Genomic DNA, 15021 nt, shown 5'->3' with positions numbered 1-15021 from the left:
GGGGACGGGCCGGACGCAGCACGGTGGCGGCCTGGCGCAGCGCCGCGACCGGCTCGCCGCGCAGCCGGCACTCCAACGCCAGCCAGCCGGGGTAGCCGAGGTCGTCGAGCGTGGCCAGCAGCGCGTCCCAGTCCAGGTGCCCGGCGCCGGGCTGGTGCCGGTTGGAGTCGCTGACCTGCACGTGCCCCAGGTGGGGGGCGGCGGCGCGCAGCGCCGCGAGGGGATCGTCCTCCTCGATGTTCATGTGGTAGGTGTCGGCGACCACCCGCACGCCGGGCGAGCCGACCGCGCGGCACAGCTCGACCGCCTGGTCGAGGCGGTTGACCATGTGGTCCTCGTACCGGTTGAGCGGTTCGAGGAACACGGTGACCCCCTCGGCCCGGGCGTGCTCGGCCAGCTCGCCCAGGGCGTCGACGAGGACCTGCCGGTCGCGCTCGGGCGACCGGGGCGGCTCGAACGGGGGCAGCCGGCGGGAGAACATGCCCCAGGCGGCCGGGGTCATCGCGCCGATGCCGCCCAGCTCGGCGATGACGGAGAGCTGGGAGCGCAGGTTGCGGACCGCGTCCCGGGAGCGCTCCGGGTCGAAGTCGCCGATGAAGTGGTCCATCTCGACGCAGACGGTCGGGGTGACCACGCCGGCGGCGCGGGCCCGCCGCAGCTCCGGCAGCCGTCGGGCCAGGGCGAGGTCGCCCCGCCCGCGCAGTTCGATGCCCTGGTAGCCGAGGGACACGGCGAGGGCGTACTTCTCGGTCAGGTCGGCGCCGGGGAGCAGTTGCTCCTGGCAGGCCAGGGGGATGTCCATTCAGAACCTCAGCACCACTTGGAGGACGTCACCGTCACCGCGGTCGAGCAACGCCAGGGCGTCGGCCACCGCGCCCGCGTCGACGACGTGGCTCACCAGCGGCAGCGGGTCGACGCTGCCCTCCGCCACCAGGTCCATGAAGGTGTGCGCGATCCGGGTTCCGGACCACCGGCCGGCCGTGCCGGGTGCCGGGTCCGGCCCGGAGACCTGGGCGGCCACCAGCTGGATCCGGTTGTGGTGGAACTCCTCGCCGAGTTCCAGCCCGTGGGCGTACCCCTGGTAGAAGCCGGCGGCGACGACGCGGCCGGCGTGGGCGGTGGCCCGGATCGCCTCGTGCAGCGCCGGGTAGGAGCCGGACAGCTCCAGGCAGACGTCGGCGCCCCGGCCGTCGGTCTCCGCGCGCAGCGCGGCGGCGGCCGAGTCGGTGCCGGCGTCGACGACCCGGCGGGCGCCGAGCCGGGTGGCGTGGGTGAGCCGTGCCGGCACCCGGTCCACGGCGACCACCCGCGCACCGGACAGCACCGCGAGCCGGGTGCCGAGCAGCCCGATCACGCCCTGCCCGAAGACGCCCACCCAGTCGCCGAGGTGCAGGTCGCCGGCGAGCACGGCGGTCAGCGCGATGGCTCCGGGGCGGGCGAAGACGGCGGTGAGCGGGTCGAGGCCGGGGGCGAGCGGGTGCGCCGCGTCGGCGGGGAGCACCGCTTCGGCGCGGTGTCCCCAGATGCCCCAGACGAGCTGGCCGACCCGGCGGTCGGCGACGTCGGGCGCGACCTCGACGATCTCGCCGACCTCCTCGTACCCGAAGCCCACCACCGGGTACGCGGGGGTGGCCTGCCGGGGCACGAACATCCGGGCGGTGGCGTCCCAGTCCTTGCGGAGGCGGGGGTTGCTGCCGCGGTAGAGGGTCAGCTCGGTGCCGGCCGAGATGCCGGAGTAGCAGGTGCGGACGCGGACCTGGCCCGGCCCGAGCCGGTCCGGGGGGCAGGGCTCCAGGCGTACGTGCCGGGGCCCGGCCAGAGAGACAACCCAGTTGCCCATGGCGTCGCTCCGAGGGAAGTGCCGACCTCGATTCTAACCGAAAAAATGGGCATATGTGATTAGATTGATGAATCGGTGGGTATTGATGCCACGCCGTGCTCTCTCGAGAGGAGTGCCACCGATGTCATCACCCTCAACACGGCTGCTCGCTTCGAGCCTGATCCTGGCACTGGCCGGGGTCGGCGCGACCGCCTGCAGCGACGACGGGCAGAAATCCGACAGTTCCCAGATCACCGTGTGGAGCCTGGAGGACGTGGCGGACCGGGTCAACGCCACCAAGGCGATCATCGCCGACTACACCGCCAAGACCGGCGTCAAGGTCAACCTCGTCACCGTCAACGAGGACCAGTTCCCGTCCCTGATCGCCTCCAGCGCCGCCGCCGGCGACCTGCCCGACGTGGTCGGCTCGGTCTCGCTCGCCGGCGTACGCACCCTCGCCGGCAACGAGCTGCTGGAGCCCGACGCCAACGGCGCCGTCGTCGACGCCCTCGGCCGGGACACCTTCTCCCCCCGCGCGCTGGAGCTGACCAGCGACGACGGCCGGCAGCTCGCCGTGCCCAGCGACGGGTGGGGCCAACTGCTGGTCTACCGCAAGGACCTGTTCGACGCCGCCGGCCTGCCGGCCCCCGACACGTACGAGAAGATCGCCGCCGCGGCGGCGAAGCTGAACACCGGCGGGGTCGCCGGCATCACCGCGGCGACCGCCCCCGGCGACGTGTTCACCCAGCAGACCTTCGAGCACCTCGCGCTGGCCAACAACTGCCAGCTCACCGACGACGCCGGGAAGGTCACACTGGACTCACCGGAGTGCGTCGAGGCGTTCCGCTTCTACGGGGACCTGATGCGGAACAACTCGGTCAAGGGCGCCCAGGACGTCGACACCACCCGGGCCACCTACTTCGCCGGCAAGGCGGCCATGCTGATCTGGTCGCCGTTCATCCTCGACGAGCTGGCCGGGCTGCGCAACGACGCCCGCCCCACCTGCCCGCAGTGCCAGTCCGACCCGGCCTGGCTGGCGCGCAACAGCGGCTTCGTCACCGCCATCAAGGGCCCGAACGGCACCGAACCGGCCCAGTACGGCGAGGTCAGCTCCTGGGCGGTGCTCGACGGCGCCGCCGACCCGGCGAAGTCCTTCGTGGAGTACATGCTCTCCGACGGCTACCCGCGCTGGTTCGGCATGTCCCCGGAGGGACGCTTCCCGGTGCGCACCGGCACCAAGGAGGACAAGCAGAAGTTCCGCACCGCCTGGAACACCAGCCCGGCCGGCGTGGACACCAAGAAGCCGCTCTCCGAGGTCTACGGCGACGACGTGCTCGCCACCCTGCGGGAGAGCCCGGACACGTTCCAGCGCTGGGGCCTGACCCAGGGCCAGGGCAAGCTGGTCGGTGCCATCCTCGGTGAGCTGCCGGTGCCCAAGGCGCTCGCCGACGTGGTCGGCGGCAAGTCCGACGCCCGAGGCGCGGCGGACCGGGCCAAGAAGGACGTGGACGCCATCGCCAAGGGCGTCAATTGACCACGACCGCGCCGGAGGCCGGCCGCTCCCCCACCCCGGAGCGGCCCCGCCGACCCGGCCGCCGGCCGCTGACCCTGCGCCGCCGCGAGTCCCGCGCCGGGCTCGCGCTGGTCGCGCCGACACTGCTCGTCGTGGTCGCGGTGATCGGCATCCCGATCGTCTGGACCGTGGTGCTGGCCTTCCAACGGGTACGCCTGGCGACCCTGCGCAAGACCGGACTCTTCGGCGAGCTGACCCTGGACAACGTCGACCGGGTGCTGCACACCCCCGGCTTCGCCGACACGCTCTGGACCACCGTGCTCTACAGCGTCGGCGGCACCGTCGGGTCGATCGTGGTCGGCCTGGTGGCGGCGCTGGCCGTACGCGGGCCGTTCCGGGGCCGCACCCTGGTGCGGGCGTCGATGCTGCTGCCGTACGTGGCGCCGGTGGTCGCCATGACGTTCGTCTGGCAGGTGATGCTCGACCCGCAGCTCGGCATCGTCAACGACTGGGGCCGGCGGTTCCTCGGCTGGGACGCCCCGGTGGCGTTCCTGTCCCAGGAGTCCACCGCGCTGTGGACCGTGATCGCGTTCGAGGCGTGGCGCTACTTCCCGTTCGCGTTCCTGTTCCTGCTGGCCCGGCTTCAGGCCGTACCGGGCGAGCTGGAGGAGGCCGCCCGGGTGGACGGGGCGACGCCGACCCAGCGGTTCCGGCACATCCTGCTGCCCCAGCTCCTGCCGGTGATCGCGCTGATCGGCGTGCTGCGCTTCATCATGACGTTCAACAAGTTCGACGACGTCTACCTGCTCACCGGCGGTTCGGCCGGCACCGAGGTGGTCAGCGTCCGGGTCTACCAGTTCCTCACCGCCCGCACCGACATCGGCGCGGCCGCCGCCCAGGCGGTCGTGCTGGCCGTCGTGCTGCTCGTGTTCGTGGCCATCTACCTGCGCTTCTTCGGCGCGCGACGGGAGGCGTGATGGACCGCGACCGGATCGAGACGGTCAGCCTGCGCTGGCTGCGCCGGCTGGTGATCGCCGGCTTCCTGGTGGTCACGCTGCTGCCGTTCTGGTACATGCTGGTGCTCTCGGTGCGCCCGATCGAACGCCTGCTGCTCGACCCCGGCTCGCTCTGGGTGCCGTTCGGCGAGCTGACCGTCGCCACGTACGCGGAGGTGTTGAAGTCCGTCGAGAGCGGCGGCCAGGGCTTTCTCACGTTCATCCGCAACAGTGGTCTGGTGGCGCTCGCCGCCACCGTGCTCACCCTGCTGGTCGCCATCCCCGGCGCGTACGCGGTGTCCCGGCTGCGGTTCTTCGGCCGGCGGCAGGTCAGCGCGCTGTTCCTGGCGGTCTACCTGTTCCCGTCCATCGTCATCGCGATCCCACTGTTCGTGGTGTTCAGCCGGGCCGGGCTGCGCGGGTCGCTGTTCGGGCTGGTGTTGGTCTACATCTCGCAGACGCTGCCGGTGTCGGTCTACATGCTCAAGAACTACTTCGAGACCATCCCGGTCAGTCTGGAGGAGTCGGCGGCGATCGACGGGGCCGGCCGGCTCGGCATCATCCGCCGGGTCAGCCTGCCCCTGGCCGCGCCGTCGGTGATGGCGGTCGCGCTGTACGACTTCATGATCGCCTGGAACGAGTTCCTGTTCGCGCTGCTGTTCCTGGTCGACCGGCCGGACCGGTGGACCGTGTCGCTCGGGCTGTCGCTGCTCGCCGACGGCGTGGAGGTGCCCAAGACCGTGCTGATGGCCGGCTCGGTCATCCTCACCCTGCCGATCGTGGTGCTGTTCTTCGCCGGCGAGCGGCTGCTCACCGAGGGACTCACCAGCGGGGCGGAGAAGGGCTGAGCCCGGCGTGCCAGGATGACCCGGTGCGAACACCACGGGGGCGCCCGGCCGGCGCGCGGCTGGCCCGGCTGCTCACCGAGGTGCTCGCACCGGGCGTCCTGGTCACCGCGCTGCCGCTGGTCGCCGCCGTCCGGGTCAGCCGCACCCGCGCCGACCTGCTGCTCTGGGGCGGCACCGCACTGCTGTTCTGCGCGGTCGTCCCGGTCGGCGTGATCCTGCACGGCGTACGCCGGGGCCGGCTCACCGACCGGCACGTCGGCGACCACCGGCAGCGGGCCCGCCCGCTGTCGATCGGCCTGACCTCGGTGGCGGTCGGACTGCTCCTGCTGGCCGCGCTGCGCGCGCCGGCCGAACTGTTCGCGGTGATCGTGGTCATCTTCGTCGTCGGCGCCGCGTGCACGCTGGTCAACCACTGGTGGAAGCTGAGCATCCACGCCGCGGTCGCCGGCGCCACGGTCGCCGTGCTGGTGCTGCTGTTCGGGCCGGTGGCGCAGCTCGGCTGGCCGCTGGTGGCGGCGGTCGGCTGGTCCCGGGTACGGCTGCGCGACCACACCTGGCCGCAGGTGCTGGCCGGGGTGGCGCTCGGCACGCCGTCGGCCGCCGCGGTGTTCCTCGCGCTCACCTGAGCAAGATCAGTTACCGTGGGGTCATGGCCAAGCCGACCCGCTGGGTGACCGACACCAAGCCCGGCCACTCGCAGTGGTACGTCGACCGGTTCCGCCGCCTCGCCGCCGAGGGGGCGGACCTGGCCGGTGAGGCCCGGCTGGTGGACGCGCTCGTGCCGCCGGCGTCGCGGATCCTCGACGCCGGCTGCGGGACCGGCCGGGTCGCCGGAGCGCTGGCCGCCCGGGGACACACGCTCGTCGGGGTGGACGCCGACCCGACGCTCGTCGAGGCGGCCCGCGCCGACCACCCCGGCCCCCGCTTCCTGGTCGCCGACCTGGCCGAACTGGACCTGCCCGGGCAGGACGAACCCGAGCCGTTCGACGCGGCCGTGGTCGCCGGCAACGTGATGACGTTCGTCGCTCCCGGCACCGAGCCGGTCGTGCTGGCCCGGATCGCCGCCCACGTGCGCCCGGACGGCCTGGTGGTGGTCGGGTTCGGCACCGACCGGGGCTACCCGGTCGCCGAACTGGACGCCGACGCGGTGGCCGCCGGGCTGCGCCTGGAACACCGGTTCGCCACCTGGGACCTGCGACCCTGGCGCGACGACGCCGAGTTCGCGGTGACCGTGCTGCGCCGACCCGCCTGAGACACACCCGGCCGGCCGGCGCCGACCTGGTCCCGCCGCCGATGGGTGACCTCGGCGCCCCGTCCGAGCGGGTCACCGGCGCCCGGGTCGGCGACGTCTACCTGGTCCGCAACTCCGGCGGCGGCCGGCAGTACGCGGTGGCCGGGCGCGAGGGTCTGGCCGGCATCACCGAGTTGCAGGCGGCGCTGCTGCTGGCCCGCACCGGTCAGGGCGAGCCGGAGCCGGTCACCGACCCGGACCTGCCGACCCGGCCGGGGCTGCGCCAGGTGGTGCTGATCTCGTTGATCACCGCGCTGCTGGCCGGCTCGTTGGGCAGCGCGTCGACCTACGCCCTGATGCGCGGCGGCGACGTGCCCACGCTGGGCGCGCAGGCCGGGCAGGCCCCGGCGCTGGCGCAGCGCAAGCCCGAGTCGCTGGCCGGGGTCGCCGAGCGGGTGCTGCCCAGCGTGGTCACCATCCGGGTGGCCAGTCTCGGCGGCATCAGCGAGGGCTCCGGCTTCGTGGTGAGCACCGACGGGCACATCGTCACCAACGACCACGTGGTCGCCGACGGGCCCGGCAAGGCAACGGTGATCTTCAACGACGGCAGCACCACCCCGGGGACCGTCGTCGGGCAGGACCCGGAGTCGGACATCGCGGTGGTCAAGGTGACCCGCAGCGGGTTGACGCCGGTGCAGTTCGGCGACTCCGACGCGCTCGCCGTGGGTGATCCGGTGCTCGCGATGGGCTCGCCGCTGTCGCTGGCCAACACGGTCACCGCCGGCATCGTCAGCGCGTTGGACCGCACCATGCAGGCCGGTGAGCCGGGCGGGCCGACCCGCTACTACGCGGCCATCCAGACCGACGCGGCGGTCAACCACGGCAACTCGGGCGGCCCGCTGGTGGACGGCGGCGGCCGGGTGGTCGGCGTGAACTCGACGATCAAGTCGTTGGTGGCGGACGGGCAGGAGGCCGGCAACATCGGCCTCGCCTTCGCCATCCCGATCAACCAGGCGAAACGGGTCACCGAGGACATCATCGGCACCGGCAAGGCCCGGCGGACGGTGATCGGCGCCCAGGTCGGCGGCACCGGTGTCACCGGCGGCGGCGTACGCCTCAACGCGGTCGAGCCGGCGGGCCCGGCGGCGGCGGCCGGGATGCGCACCGGGGACGTGGTGCTCCGGCTGAACGGGCACCCGATGACCGATCCGACGGATCTGGTGGCCCTGGTGCGCAAGTACGCACCGGGTTCGGTGGTGACGGTGGAGTACCGGCGCGGGTCGTCGCGGCAGAACGCGTCGGTGACGCTCGCCGCGGACGCGAAGTGAGGACGGGTCACCCCCTCCCCGACGGCCACCTCACGTGCGTAGTCTTGCCCTGGACACGGACGAGGAGGGCGCGGTGTTCGAGAACCTGAACTGGTGGGAGATCGGCGTCCTGCTGCTCCTGGCGCTGTTGATCTTCGGGGACAAGCTGCCCAACGTGATCAACGACGGCCTCCGGATGGTGCGCAACCTGCGCAACATGGCGCGCAACGCCACCGGCGACCTGAGTCGCGAGCTCGGCACGGACATCCAGCTGGAGGATCTGCACCCCAAGGCGTTCATCCGCAAGCACCTGCTCAGCGAGGAGGACGAGCAGGCGCTCCGGAAGCCGTTGCAGAGCATGTACGACAACCTGCGCTCCGACGTCACCGACGTGCACGACGAGCTGAAGGACGTCGCGAAGGCCGCGGATCTGCGCAACCCGGGCCCCCGTCCGGCCGTCGCGACCCCCGCCGCCCCCGCCCCGCCGGCCCCCCGCCCCTCCTACGACGACGCCACCTGACCCACCCCGACCCTGGCCGGTGCCGGACGTGGACCGCCCCCTCCCGGCGGGCCGGAAGGGGGCGGTGGGGGAGCGGTGGATCGAGGTCTAGCGGCCCGCGGGCTTGAGGCCCAGCGGCTTGCCGAGCAGCGACTCGCGGCGCACCGCGAGCCGGTCGGCCACCTGGAACAGGGCCTTCGCGGCGGGCGCGTCCGGCTGGGCCAGCACGATCGGCTGGCCGGCGTCGCCGCCCTCGCGGACCCGGGTGTCCATCGGGATCTGCCCCAGCACCGGCACCTGGGCGCCGATGGTCCGGGTCAGCGACTCGGCCACCGCCTCGCCGCCGCCGGCCCCGAAGACCTCCATCCGGGAACCGTCCGGCAGCTCGAGCCAGGACATGTTCTCGATCACGCCGACCACCCGCTGGTGGGTCTGCAGCGCGATCGCCCCGGCCCGCTCGGCCACCTCGGCGGCGGCCGCCTGCGGGGTGGTGACGACCAGGATCTCCGCGTTCGGGAGCAGCTGGGCCACCGAGATCGCGATGTCACCGGTGCCCGGGGGCAGGTCGAGCAGGAGCACGTCCAGGTCGCCCCAGTAGACGTCGGCGAGGAACTGCTGCAGCGCCCGGTGCAGCATCGGGCCGCGCCAGACCACCGCCGCGTTGCCGGGGGTGAACATGCCGATCGAGATGACCTTCACGCCGTGCGACTGCGGCGGCATGATCATGTCTTCGACGCGGGTCGGCGCGCCGTCCGCGCCGAGCATCCGGGGCACCGAGTGGCCGTAGATGTCGGCGTCCACCACGCCGACCGACAGGCCGCGGGCGGCCAGCGCGGCGGCCAGGTTGACCGTGACGCTGGACTTGCCGACGCCGCCCTTGCCGCTGGCGACCGCGTAGACCCGGGTCCGGGAGCCGGGCTGGGCGAACGGGATCACCGGTTCGGCGGTGCCGCCGCCGCGCAGCTTGGACTGCAGTTCCTGGCGCTGCTCCGGGCTCATCACACCGAAGACGATCTCGACGCCGCTGACGCCGGGCACCGCGCCGACGGCGGCGGTGATGTCGGTACGCAGCTTGTCCTTCAGCGGGCAGCCGGCCACGGTGAGCAGCAGCTCCACCCGGACCACGCCGTCGTCGTCGCGCTCGGCGGAGCGGACCATGCCGAGTTCGGTGATCGGCCGACGGATCTCCGGGTCGTTGACGGTGGCCAGGGCGGCCTGGATCGCGTCGTTGACGGTGCTGACGGGTGCTGACATGCCCGCAATGTTACGTCGGGCTCTCCTGCCGGCCGTCGTGGGCGTAATCACCGTCGAACTCGTCGCGCGGCTCGTCGAGCGGGTCGCCGCCGGCCGGCCGCCGGTTCTCCTGTCCCTGCTGCCGCCGCTCCAGCTTGCGCCGCCGCTCGGCCGCCTCGTCCAGCTCCTCGGCCAGCCGGGCCAGCTCGGAGCGGAGGAAGTCGCGGGTCGCCACGTCGCCCATCGCGATCCGCAGGGCCGCGATCTCCCGGGCCAGATATTCCGTGTCGGCCTTCTGCATGGTCGCCCGGCGCCGGTCCTCGTCCAGCGCGATCCGGTCCCGGTCCGCCTGCCGGTTCTGCGCGAGCAGGATCAGCGGCGCCGCGTACGAGGCCTGCAACGAGAGCACCAGGGTGAGGAACGTGAAGGTGTACGGGTCGAAGCGGAGGTCGGCCGGGGCGAGCGTGTTCCACAGGAACCAGGCGGCGAGCACCAGGGTCATGTAGACCAGGAAGTTCGCCGTGCCCATGCCGCGGGCGATCCCCTCGGCCCAGCGGCCGAAGGAGTCCGCGTCGATCCGGGGCAGGTGCAGGCCCCGGGGGGCGCGCGGCTGGTCCAGCCGCTCGCCGCGTCGCTGCTCACTCATCGTCCAGGGTCCCGTCGTCGGTGGCGGACGGGGTCGGCGCCGCGTCCCGGTCCCGCCAGTCGCGCGGCAGGGAGTGGTCCAGCACGTCGTCCACGGTGACCGCGCCGACGAGCCGGTTGTTCCGGTCCACCACCGGCATGCCCACCATGTCGTAGGTGGCCATCCGGCGGGTGATCTCGGTCAGCGGGGTCGACGTCCGCAGCGGGTCGATGTCGTTGACCACGATCCCGCCGAGCAGGTCGGCCGGGGGCTCCCGGAGCAACCGCTGGAAGTGCACCATACCCAGGTAGCGCCCGGTCGGCGTGGTCAGCGGGGCCCGGGTGACGAAGACCTGCGCGGCCACCGCCGGTGAGAGCTGCACCTCGCGGATCCGGGCCAGGGCCTCGGCGACGGTGGCGTCCGGCGGCAGGATCACCGGCTCGGAGGTCATCACGCTGCCGGCGGTGCCGGAGGCGTAGCGCAGCAGCTGGCGTACCGGGTCGGCCTCGTCCGGCTCCATCAGGTCGAGCAGCACGTCCTGCTCCGGCGGGGGCAGCTCGTTGAGCAGGTCGGCGGCGTCGTCCGGGTCCATCTCCTCCAGCACGTCGGCGGCCCGTTCCCGGTCCAGCGCGGCCAGGATCTCCACCTGGTCGTGTTCGGGCAGCTCGCTCAGCACGTCGGCCAGACGCTCGTCGTCGAGCGCGGCGGCCACCTCGTTGCGCCGGGCGTCGGGCAGGTCCTGGAGGGCGTTGGCCAGGTCGGCCGGGCGCATGTCCTCCAGCACGGCGAGCAGGTTCGCCGTACCCCGGTTGTCGCCGACCGCGCCCAGGCCGCGGACCCGGTCCCACTCGACCTGGTGGAGGTGGCCGCGGCGGGTGAGCCGGTTGGTCTGTTCGCGGACGGCGACCCGGGTCAGCGCCCACTCGCCGCCCCGGCTGCACTCCATCGCCACGTCCACCACCGAACCGACCGGCCCGGTGTCGAGCTGGACCCGCCGGTCGAGCAGCTCCTGGAGGACCAGCAGCTCGTTCGGGCGCTTCTCGAAGCGGCGCAGGTTGAGGGTGCCGCTGCCGAGCACGACGGCGTCCGGGTCGATGGAGGTGATCCGGTTGATGGAGAGGAAGATGCGTCGCCGCATCGGCATCTCGGCGACCAACCCCACCACCTCCGGCGGTCGCTGGGTCGGACGCATCCGGGCCACGGCGTCACGGATCCGACCGACCTGGTCACCGTTCGGGTCGAAGACGGCGACTCCGGCGAGTCGAGCGATGTAGACCCGGTTCGGCGTGCTCACGGGCACCAGCCTAAGGGCCTAGTGTCTAACAACATGTCGACCTTGGCCTACGAGATCGTGGACGTCTTCACCGACCGCCCGTTCGCCGGCAACCCGCTGGCCGTGGTGTTCGGCGCGGAGTCGCTCGCCACCGAGCAGATGCAGGCGCTCGCGCAGGAGTTCAACCTGTCGGAGACGGTCTTCGTGCTGGCGCCCACCCAGGCCGGCGCGACCTACCGCGCCCGGATCTTCACTCCGGTCGACGAGCTGCCGTTCGCGGGGCACCCGAGCGTCGGCGCCGCGGTGACCGCGAGCCGGCGTGGGGTCTTCGGTGTGGGCAGGGTCACCCAGGAGTGCGGCGCCGGCGTGCTGCCGATCGAGGTGACCGCCACCGGCGCGACGTTGACCGGCGGCACCCCCACCCTCGGCCCGGAGCTGGACCCGGAGCCGCTGCTGGAGATGGTCGGCCTGACCGCGACCGACCACGCCGGGCCGCCGCCCCGGGTGGCCGGGTGCGGCCTGGAGTTCCCGTACCTGCCGGTACGGCCGGACGCGGTGGCCCGGGCCAGGCTGAACGCGGCGGCGGCGGAGCGGTACGGCGTGGAGCACGTCAGCCTCTTCTCCTGGGATGCCGACGCGCAAACCGCGCACGCCCGGGTCTTCGTGCCCGGCCTCGGGGTGCCGGAGGACCCGGCGACCGGCTCTGCCGCCCTGGGCCTGGGCGTCTGGCTGGTCGCCAGCGGCCTGCTGCCCGGTGAGGGGCGCTCGGCCTACGGCGTCCGCCAGGGCGTCGAAATCAACCGCCCGTCGTCGCTGACCTGCACGGTGACCGCGTCCGGTGGGACGGCCGTGGGCGCGACGGTGTCCGGCCAGGTGATGCCGGTGGCCCGCGGCGAGATCACCGTCCCGCCCTTCGTCGGCTGAGCCGTCCCGGTCAGGTGACAGCCGGACGCGGCCGGGGCGGTCCGTCTTTCGAATGCCTTTCGAGCTGAGTCGAGGGTGATATCAGGGCCTGTCGTCCCGGTGGTCGCGGACGGGCGGCCGGTATGCCAGGCCCGTGCTCCCGGCCTGCTTCCGGCTGAGTCGTTTCTGACATCAGCTCGATAGGCGACGAGCGTCGCACCATCGGGCCTGGCCGGAGGCGCCGGAACCGGGCGGAGCCGCCGGCTCCGGGCTGTGCGCGCCGAGGCGCGGGATGCGGGAGGATGGCGGGGTGAGCGACGAGGTGGACGAGCGGGTGACCCCGCCACTGGTGGACGAGGCGGTGAAGAAGGCCGCCGTCTGCTGGGTGAGCGTGGCCGGCAGCCCGGCGTACGCGCTCTGGTGCCTGCCGCTGGACGGCGCGCTGCTGGTGGTGACCGGCCCCGGCGAGCAGGCCGCGCCCGGGCTGGCCGACACCGACACGGCCGACGTCACGCTGCGCGGCGACCACGGCGGTCGGATCGTCACCTGGCCGGCCCGGGTGGCCCGGCTACGGCCGGGCACCGAGGAGTGGGACACCGCCGCCCCGCTGGTCGCGGCCAAGCGGCTCAACGCGTCCGGGTCGGCCGCCGAGGTGGTGGCCCGGTGGGCGGCCGAGGGTTGTGCGCTGAACCGGCTGACGCCGGCCGGCACGGCGGTGACCGGAGCCGACCTGCCGGCCGGCTCCCTGGCCGAGCAGCCCCGACCGGCCCCGGCGGTCCGGGCCGTCCGCAAGCCGTTCCGCCTGCACCGGGTCCGCCGCCGCTGATCGTCCGCTCAGTCCCGCAGCGGCGTGTCAGTCCCGCAGCGGCGTGGCGTCGGCGGGTACGGGGACCGGCTCGACCCGGCGACCGGCGCGCGCCCCACCGAGCACGACCACGGCGACGCCGGCCAGCAGCAGCGCCAGTCCGGGCAGCGCGAGCGGCCGGGGCAGCTGGCCCAGCCAGGCCCAGCCGATCAGCGCCGCGCCGGGCGCCTCAAGCAGGATGAGCACGCTGACCGTGGTCGCGGAGACCCGGTGCAGGGCGTAGTTGAACATCGAGTGCCCGAGCAGTTGGGCGCCGGCCACCAGGCCCAGGATCGCCAGCCAGGTGCCGCCGTCCCAGCCGTGCAGGCGGACCCCGCCGAGCAGGCAGACGACCAGCAGGATCACCGCGCAGACGCCGTAGCAGATGGTGGTGTAGGTGGTGGTGCTGATGCTGGCCCGGGCGCGCTCGCCGAAGGCGGTGTAGACGGCCGCGAACATTCCCCCGGCCACGGCCAGCAGGTCACCGCCGAAGGCCCGGCCGGAGGCGGCGAAGTCGGCGCCGGTCGCCAGCGCCGCGCCGAGCACGGCCACCCCGATTCCGGCCCAGACCGCGACCGGCAGCCGCCGTCCCTGCCAGCGGGCGATCAGCCCCTGCCACACCGGCTGCGTCGCGCCGAGCGCGGTTGCGGCCGCCACGGTGGTGAGCTGCGCGCTCGGCATCCAGGTGGCGAAGTGCGCGGCCAGCGCCACCCCGGAGAGCACGCAGTAGAGCCCTTCCCGCCGGCCCGGCCCGACGGTGAGCGAGCGGAGCTCGGCCCGCCGTCGGGCCAGCGCCACCGGGCCGAGCACCGCGACCGACAACATGTTGCGCCAGAACGCGATGGCCAGGGCCGGGGCGGCGGCGAACGCCACAAGCGGCGCGGAGGAGGAGACGGCGGCGACGGCCAGGGCGAGCGCGCCGAGGGTCAGCGGGTCCAGCGGCGGGCGGTGCGGAGCGGTGGGCACGGAGAGCAATCCTCACACGGACACCCGACAGTACGGAACGTCAGCACTCCGTTACGATCACGCGTCATGCCCAGGTTCCACGCGGTGCTGTTCGACTTCTTCGGCACCCTGACCCACAGCGTCCAGCGCGGAGCCGCCCACCAGGGCATCGCGGAGCTGCTCGGCTGCTCCACCGAGGCGCTGGTCGAGGTGCTCGACGGCAGCTACTACGAACGGGCCAGCGGGTTCTTCGGCGACGCCGAGTCGACCATGCGGTGGGTCTGCGCGCAGGTGGGCGTACGCCCCTCCGACGCGACCGTCCGCGCCGCCGTCGCCTCCCGCCACCGGGCCGTACGGGCCGACACCCGGCTGCGCCCCGAGGCGGTGCCGGTGCTGGCCACGCTGCGCCGTCGGGGCGTACGCACCGGGTTGGTCAGTGACTGCACCCACGAGCTGCCGGCGTTCCTGCCCCAGCTCGCGGTCGCGCCACTGCTCGACGCCCGGGTGTTCTCGGTGCAGATGGGCCGCTGCAAGCCGGACGCGGCGCTCTACCTCGCCGCCTGCCACCGGCTCGGCCGCGCCCCGGCCGACTGCCTCTACGTGGGCGACGGCGGCAGCCAGGAACTCACCGGCGCGGAGCGGGTGGGGCTGCGCGCGTTCCGGCTGTCCGCACCGGACCTCGCCGGGCACATGGTCTTCAACGCCGACGACGGCTGGGACGGGCCGGAGCTGGCCTGCCTCACCGACGTGCTCGACCTGCTCGAACCGGTCGCCGTCGGCTGATTCCGGTCGGCCGAACTGTGGCCGTTCCGGCCACCGGGCGGGCCGGCGTGCACGACAGTGCGGGGGTGGGGGCGGACCGGGACGACGCGGCGGAGCAGGGCACCGTCGTCACGCCGTCGGCCGAGTTCCCGCCGCTGGACGACGCGGAGCGGGTCGCGCTGGGCCGGATCGGCGCCCGCTGGCACGGCCCTCGCCGGGCCGAC

16 protein-coding genes are annotated in these 15021 nt (G+C 73.6%); 10 read left to right on the top strand and 6 right to left on the bottom strand.

The window, feature by feature from the left end:
- The coding region (locus tag HUW36_RS11850; protein WP_174528190.1) for a sugar phosphate isomerase/epimerase family protein at positions 1-802 on the bottom strand (802 nt) is incomplete at its 3' end.
- A complete protein-coding gene (locus tag HUW36_RS11845; protein WP_174528189.1) occupies positions 803-1840 on the bottom strand; it encodes a zinc-binding dehydrogenase in 1038 nt (345 codons plus the stop codon).
- Positions 1841-1961: 121 nt separating this feature from the next.
- Between HUW36_RS11845 and HUW36_RS11840 the strand changes: the two genes are divergently transcribed.
- From HUW36_RS11840 to HUW36_RS11805, 7 genes are all read left to right on the top strand, one after another.
- Positions 1962-3353: an ABC transporter substrate-binding protein gene (locus tag HUW36_RS11840; RefSeq protein ID WP_174528188.1), complete on the top strand. Its 1392-nt coding sequence runs from the start codon at positions 1962-1964 to the stop codon at positions 3351-3353.
- Positions 3350-4309 (top strand): carbohydrate ABC transporter permease, encoded by a 960-nt coding sequence (locus tag HUW36_RS11835; protein ID WP_174528187.1) that lies wholly within the window; start codon positions 3350-3352, stop codon positions 4307-4309. Before HUW36_RS11840 ends, HUW36_RS11835 begins: the two co-directional genes overlap by 4 nt.
- Positions 4309-5175, top strand: coding sequence for a carbohydrate ABC transporter permease (locus tag HUW36_RS11830; protein WP_174528186.1), 867 nt, complete (start codon positions 4309-4311; stop codon positions 5173-5175). Before HUW36_RS11835 ends, HUW36_RS11830 begins: the two co-directional genes overlap by 1 nt.
- A gap of 23 nt (positions 5176-5198) precedes the next feature.
- Positions 5199-5801: a phosphatase PAP2 family protein gene (locus HUW36_RS11825; protein ID WP_174528185.1), complete on the top strand. Its 603-nt coding sequence runs from the start codon at positions 5199-5201 to the stop codon at positions 5799-5801.
- Positions 5802-5824: 23 nt separating this feature from the next.
- Positions 5825-6427 (top strand): class I SAM-dependent methyltransferase, encoded by a 603-nt coding sequence (locus HUW36_RS11820; protein WP_174528184.1) that lies wholly within the window; start codon positions 5825-5827, stop codon positions 6425-6427.
- 41 nt (positions 6428-6468) lie between these two features.
- Positions 6469-7734: a S1C family serine protease gene (locus HUW36_RS11810; RefSeq protein ID WP_246248091.1), complete on the top strand. Its 1266-nt coding sequence runs from the start codon at positions 6469-6471 to the stop codon at positions 7732-7734.
- 73 nt (positions 7735-7807) lie between these two features.
- Positions 7808-8233, top strand: coding sequence for a twin-arginine translocase TatA/TatE family subunit (locus tag HUW36_RS11805; protein ID WP_174528183.1), 426 nt, complete (start codon positions 7808-7810; stop codon positions 8231-8233).
- Between the two features lie 87 nt (positions 8234-8320).
- Here the strand turns inward: HUW36_RS11805 and HUW36_RS11800 are convergent, their stop codons facing one another.
- The 3 genes from HUW36_RS11800 to HUW36_RS11790 are packed head-to-tail and all read right to left on the bottom strand — an operon-like array spanning position 8321 to position 11364.
- The gene (locus HUW36_RS11800) at positions 8321-9466 is read right to left on the bottom strand and encodes an Mrp/NBP35 family ATP-binding protein (RefSeq protein ID WP_174528182.1); all 1146 of its coding nucleotides are present in this window, start codon (positions 9464-9466) and stop codon (positions 8321-8323) included.
- Between the two features lie 10 nt (positions 9467-9476).
- Positions 9477-10091, bottom strand: a complete 615-nt coding sequence (locus tag HUW36_RS11795) for a DUF1003 domain-containing protein (RefSeq protein ID WP_174528181.1) — start codon at positions 10089-10091, stop codon at positions 9477-9479.
- Positions 10084-11364 (bottom strand): magnesium transporter MgtE N-terminal domain-containing protein, encoded by a 1281-nt coding sequence (locus HUW36_RS11790; RefSeq protein ID WP_174528180.1) that lies wholly within the window; start codon positions 11362-11364, stop codon positions 10084-10086. The genes HUW36_RS11795 and HUW36_RS11790 overlap by 8 nt, the downstream gene beginning before the upstream one ends.
- 33 nt (positions 11365-11397) lie before the next feature.
- On the opposite strand from HUW36_RS11790, the gene HUW36_RS11785 reads away from it, so the two are divergent.
- Entirely contained in the window at positions 11398-12267 is an 870-nt protein-coding gene (locus HUW36_RS11785; RefSeq protein ID WP_174528179.1) for a PhzF family phenazine biosynthesis protein, read from the top strand.
- A gap of 271 nt (positions 12268-12538) precedes the next feature.
- Positions 12539-13072 carry a hypothetical protein gene (locus HUW36_RS11780; protein WP_174528178.1) on the top strand — a complete coding sequence of 178 codons (534 nt, stop codon included), beginning with the start codon at positions 12539-12541 and terminating at the stop codon, positions 13070-13072.
- Positions 13073-13099: 27 nt separating this feature from the next.
- Here the strand turns inward: HUW36_RS11780 and HUW36_RS11775 are convergent, their stop codons facing one another.
- A complete protein-coding gene (locus tag HUW36_RS11775) occupies positions 13100-14056 on the bottom strand; it encodes a DMT family transporter (protein ID WP_174528177.1) in 957 nt (318 codons plus the stop codon).
- Between the two features lie 66 nt (positions 14057-14122).
- Here HUW36_RS11775 and HUW36_RS11770 point away from each other — a divergent pair, with 66 nt between their 5' ends.
- Positions 14123-14818, top strand: coding sequence for an HAD family hydrolase (locus tag HUW36_RS11770; RefSeq protein ID WP_174528176.1), 696 nt, complete (start codon positions 14123-14125; stop codon positions 14816-14818).
- The last annotated feature ends 203 nt before the right edge of the window (positions 14819-15021 follow it).

It is taken from the genome of Micromonospora maritima (genome assembly GCF_902825405.1).
GTDB lineage: Bacteria > Actinomycetota > Actinomycetes > Mycobacteriales > Micromonosporaceae > Micromonospora > Micromonospora maritima.
Note: the sequence above shows the minus strand (reverse complement) of the source record. Positions and strands in the feature narration are given on the sequence as shown.

Bases quoted from the DNA above. Each gene is read 5' to 3' on its own strand.
- HUW36_RS11845 (WP_174528189.1), bottom strand. From the start codon at position 1,840: ATGGGCAACTGGGTTGTCTCTCTGGCCGGGCCCCGGCACGTACGCCTG.
- HUW36_RS11840 (WP_174528188.1), top strand. From the start codon at position 1,962: ATGTCATCACCCTCAACACGGCTGCTCGCTTCGAGCCTGATCCTGGCA.
- HUW36_RS11830 (WP_174528186.1), top strand. From the start codon at position 4,309: ATGGACCGCGACCGGATCGAGACGGTCAGCCTGCGCTGGCTGCGCCGG.
- HUW36_RS11820 (WP_174528184.1), top strand. From the start codon at position 5,825: ATGGCCAAGCCGACCCGCTGGGTGACCGACACCAAGCCCGGCCACTCG.
- HUW36_RS11810 (WP_246248091.1), top strand. From the start codon at position 6,469: ATGGGTGACCTCGGCGCCCCGTCCGAGCGGGTCACCGGCGCCCGGGTC.
- HUW36_RS11800 (WP_174528182.1), bottom strand. From the start codon at position 9,466: ATGTCAGCACCCGTCAGCACCGTCAACGACGCGATCCAGGCCGCCCTG.
- HUW36_RS11795 (WP_174528181.1), bottom strand. From the start codon at position 10,091: ATGAGTGAGCAGCGACGCGGCGAGCGGCTGGACCAGCCGCGCGCCCCC.
- HUW36_RS11785 (WP_174528179.1), top strand. From the start codon at position 11,398: ATGTCGACCTTGGCCTACGAGATCGTGGACGTCTTCACCGACCGCCCG.
- HUW36_RS11780 (WP_174528178.1), top strand. From the start codon at position 12,539: ATGCGGGAGGATGGCGGGGTGAGCGACGAGGTGGACGAGCGGGTGACC.
- HUW36_RS11770 (WP_174528176.1), top strand. From the start codon at position 14,123: ATGCCCAGGTTCCACGCGGTGCTGTTCGACTTCTTCGGCACCCTGACC.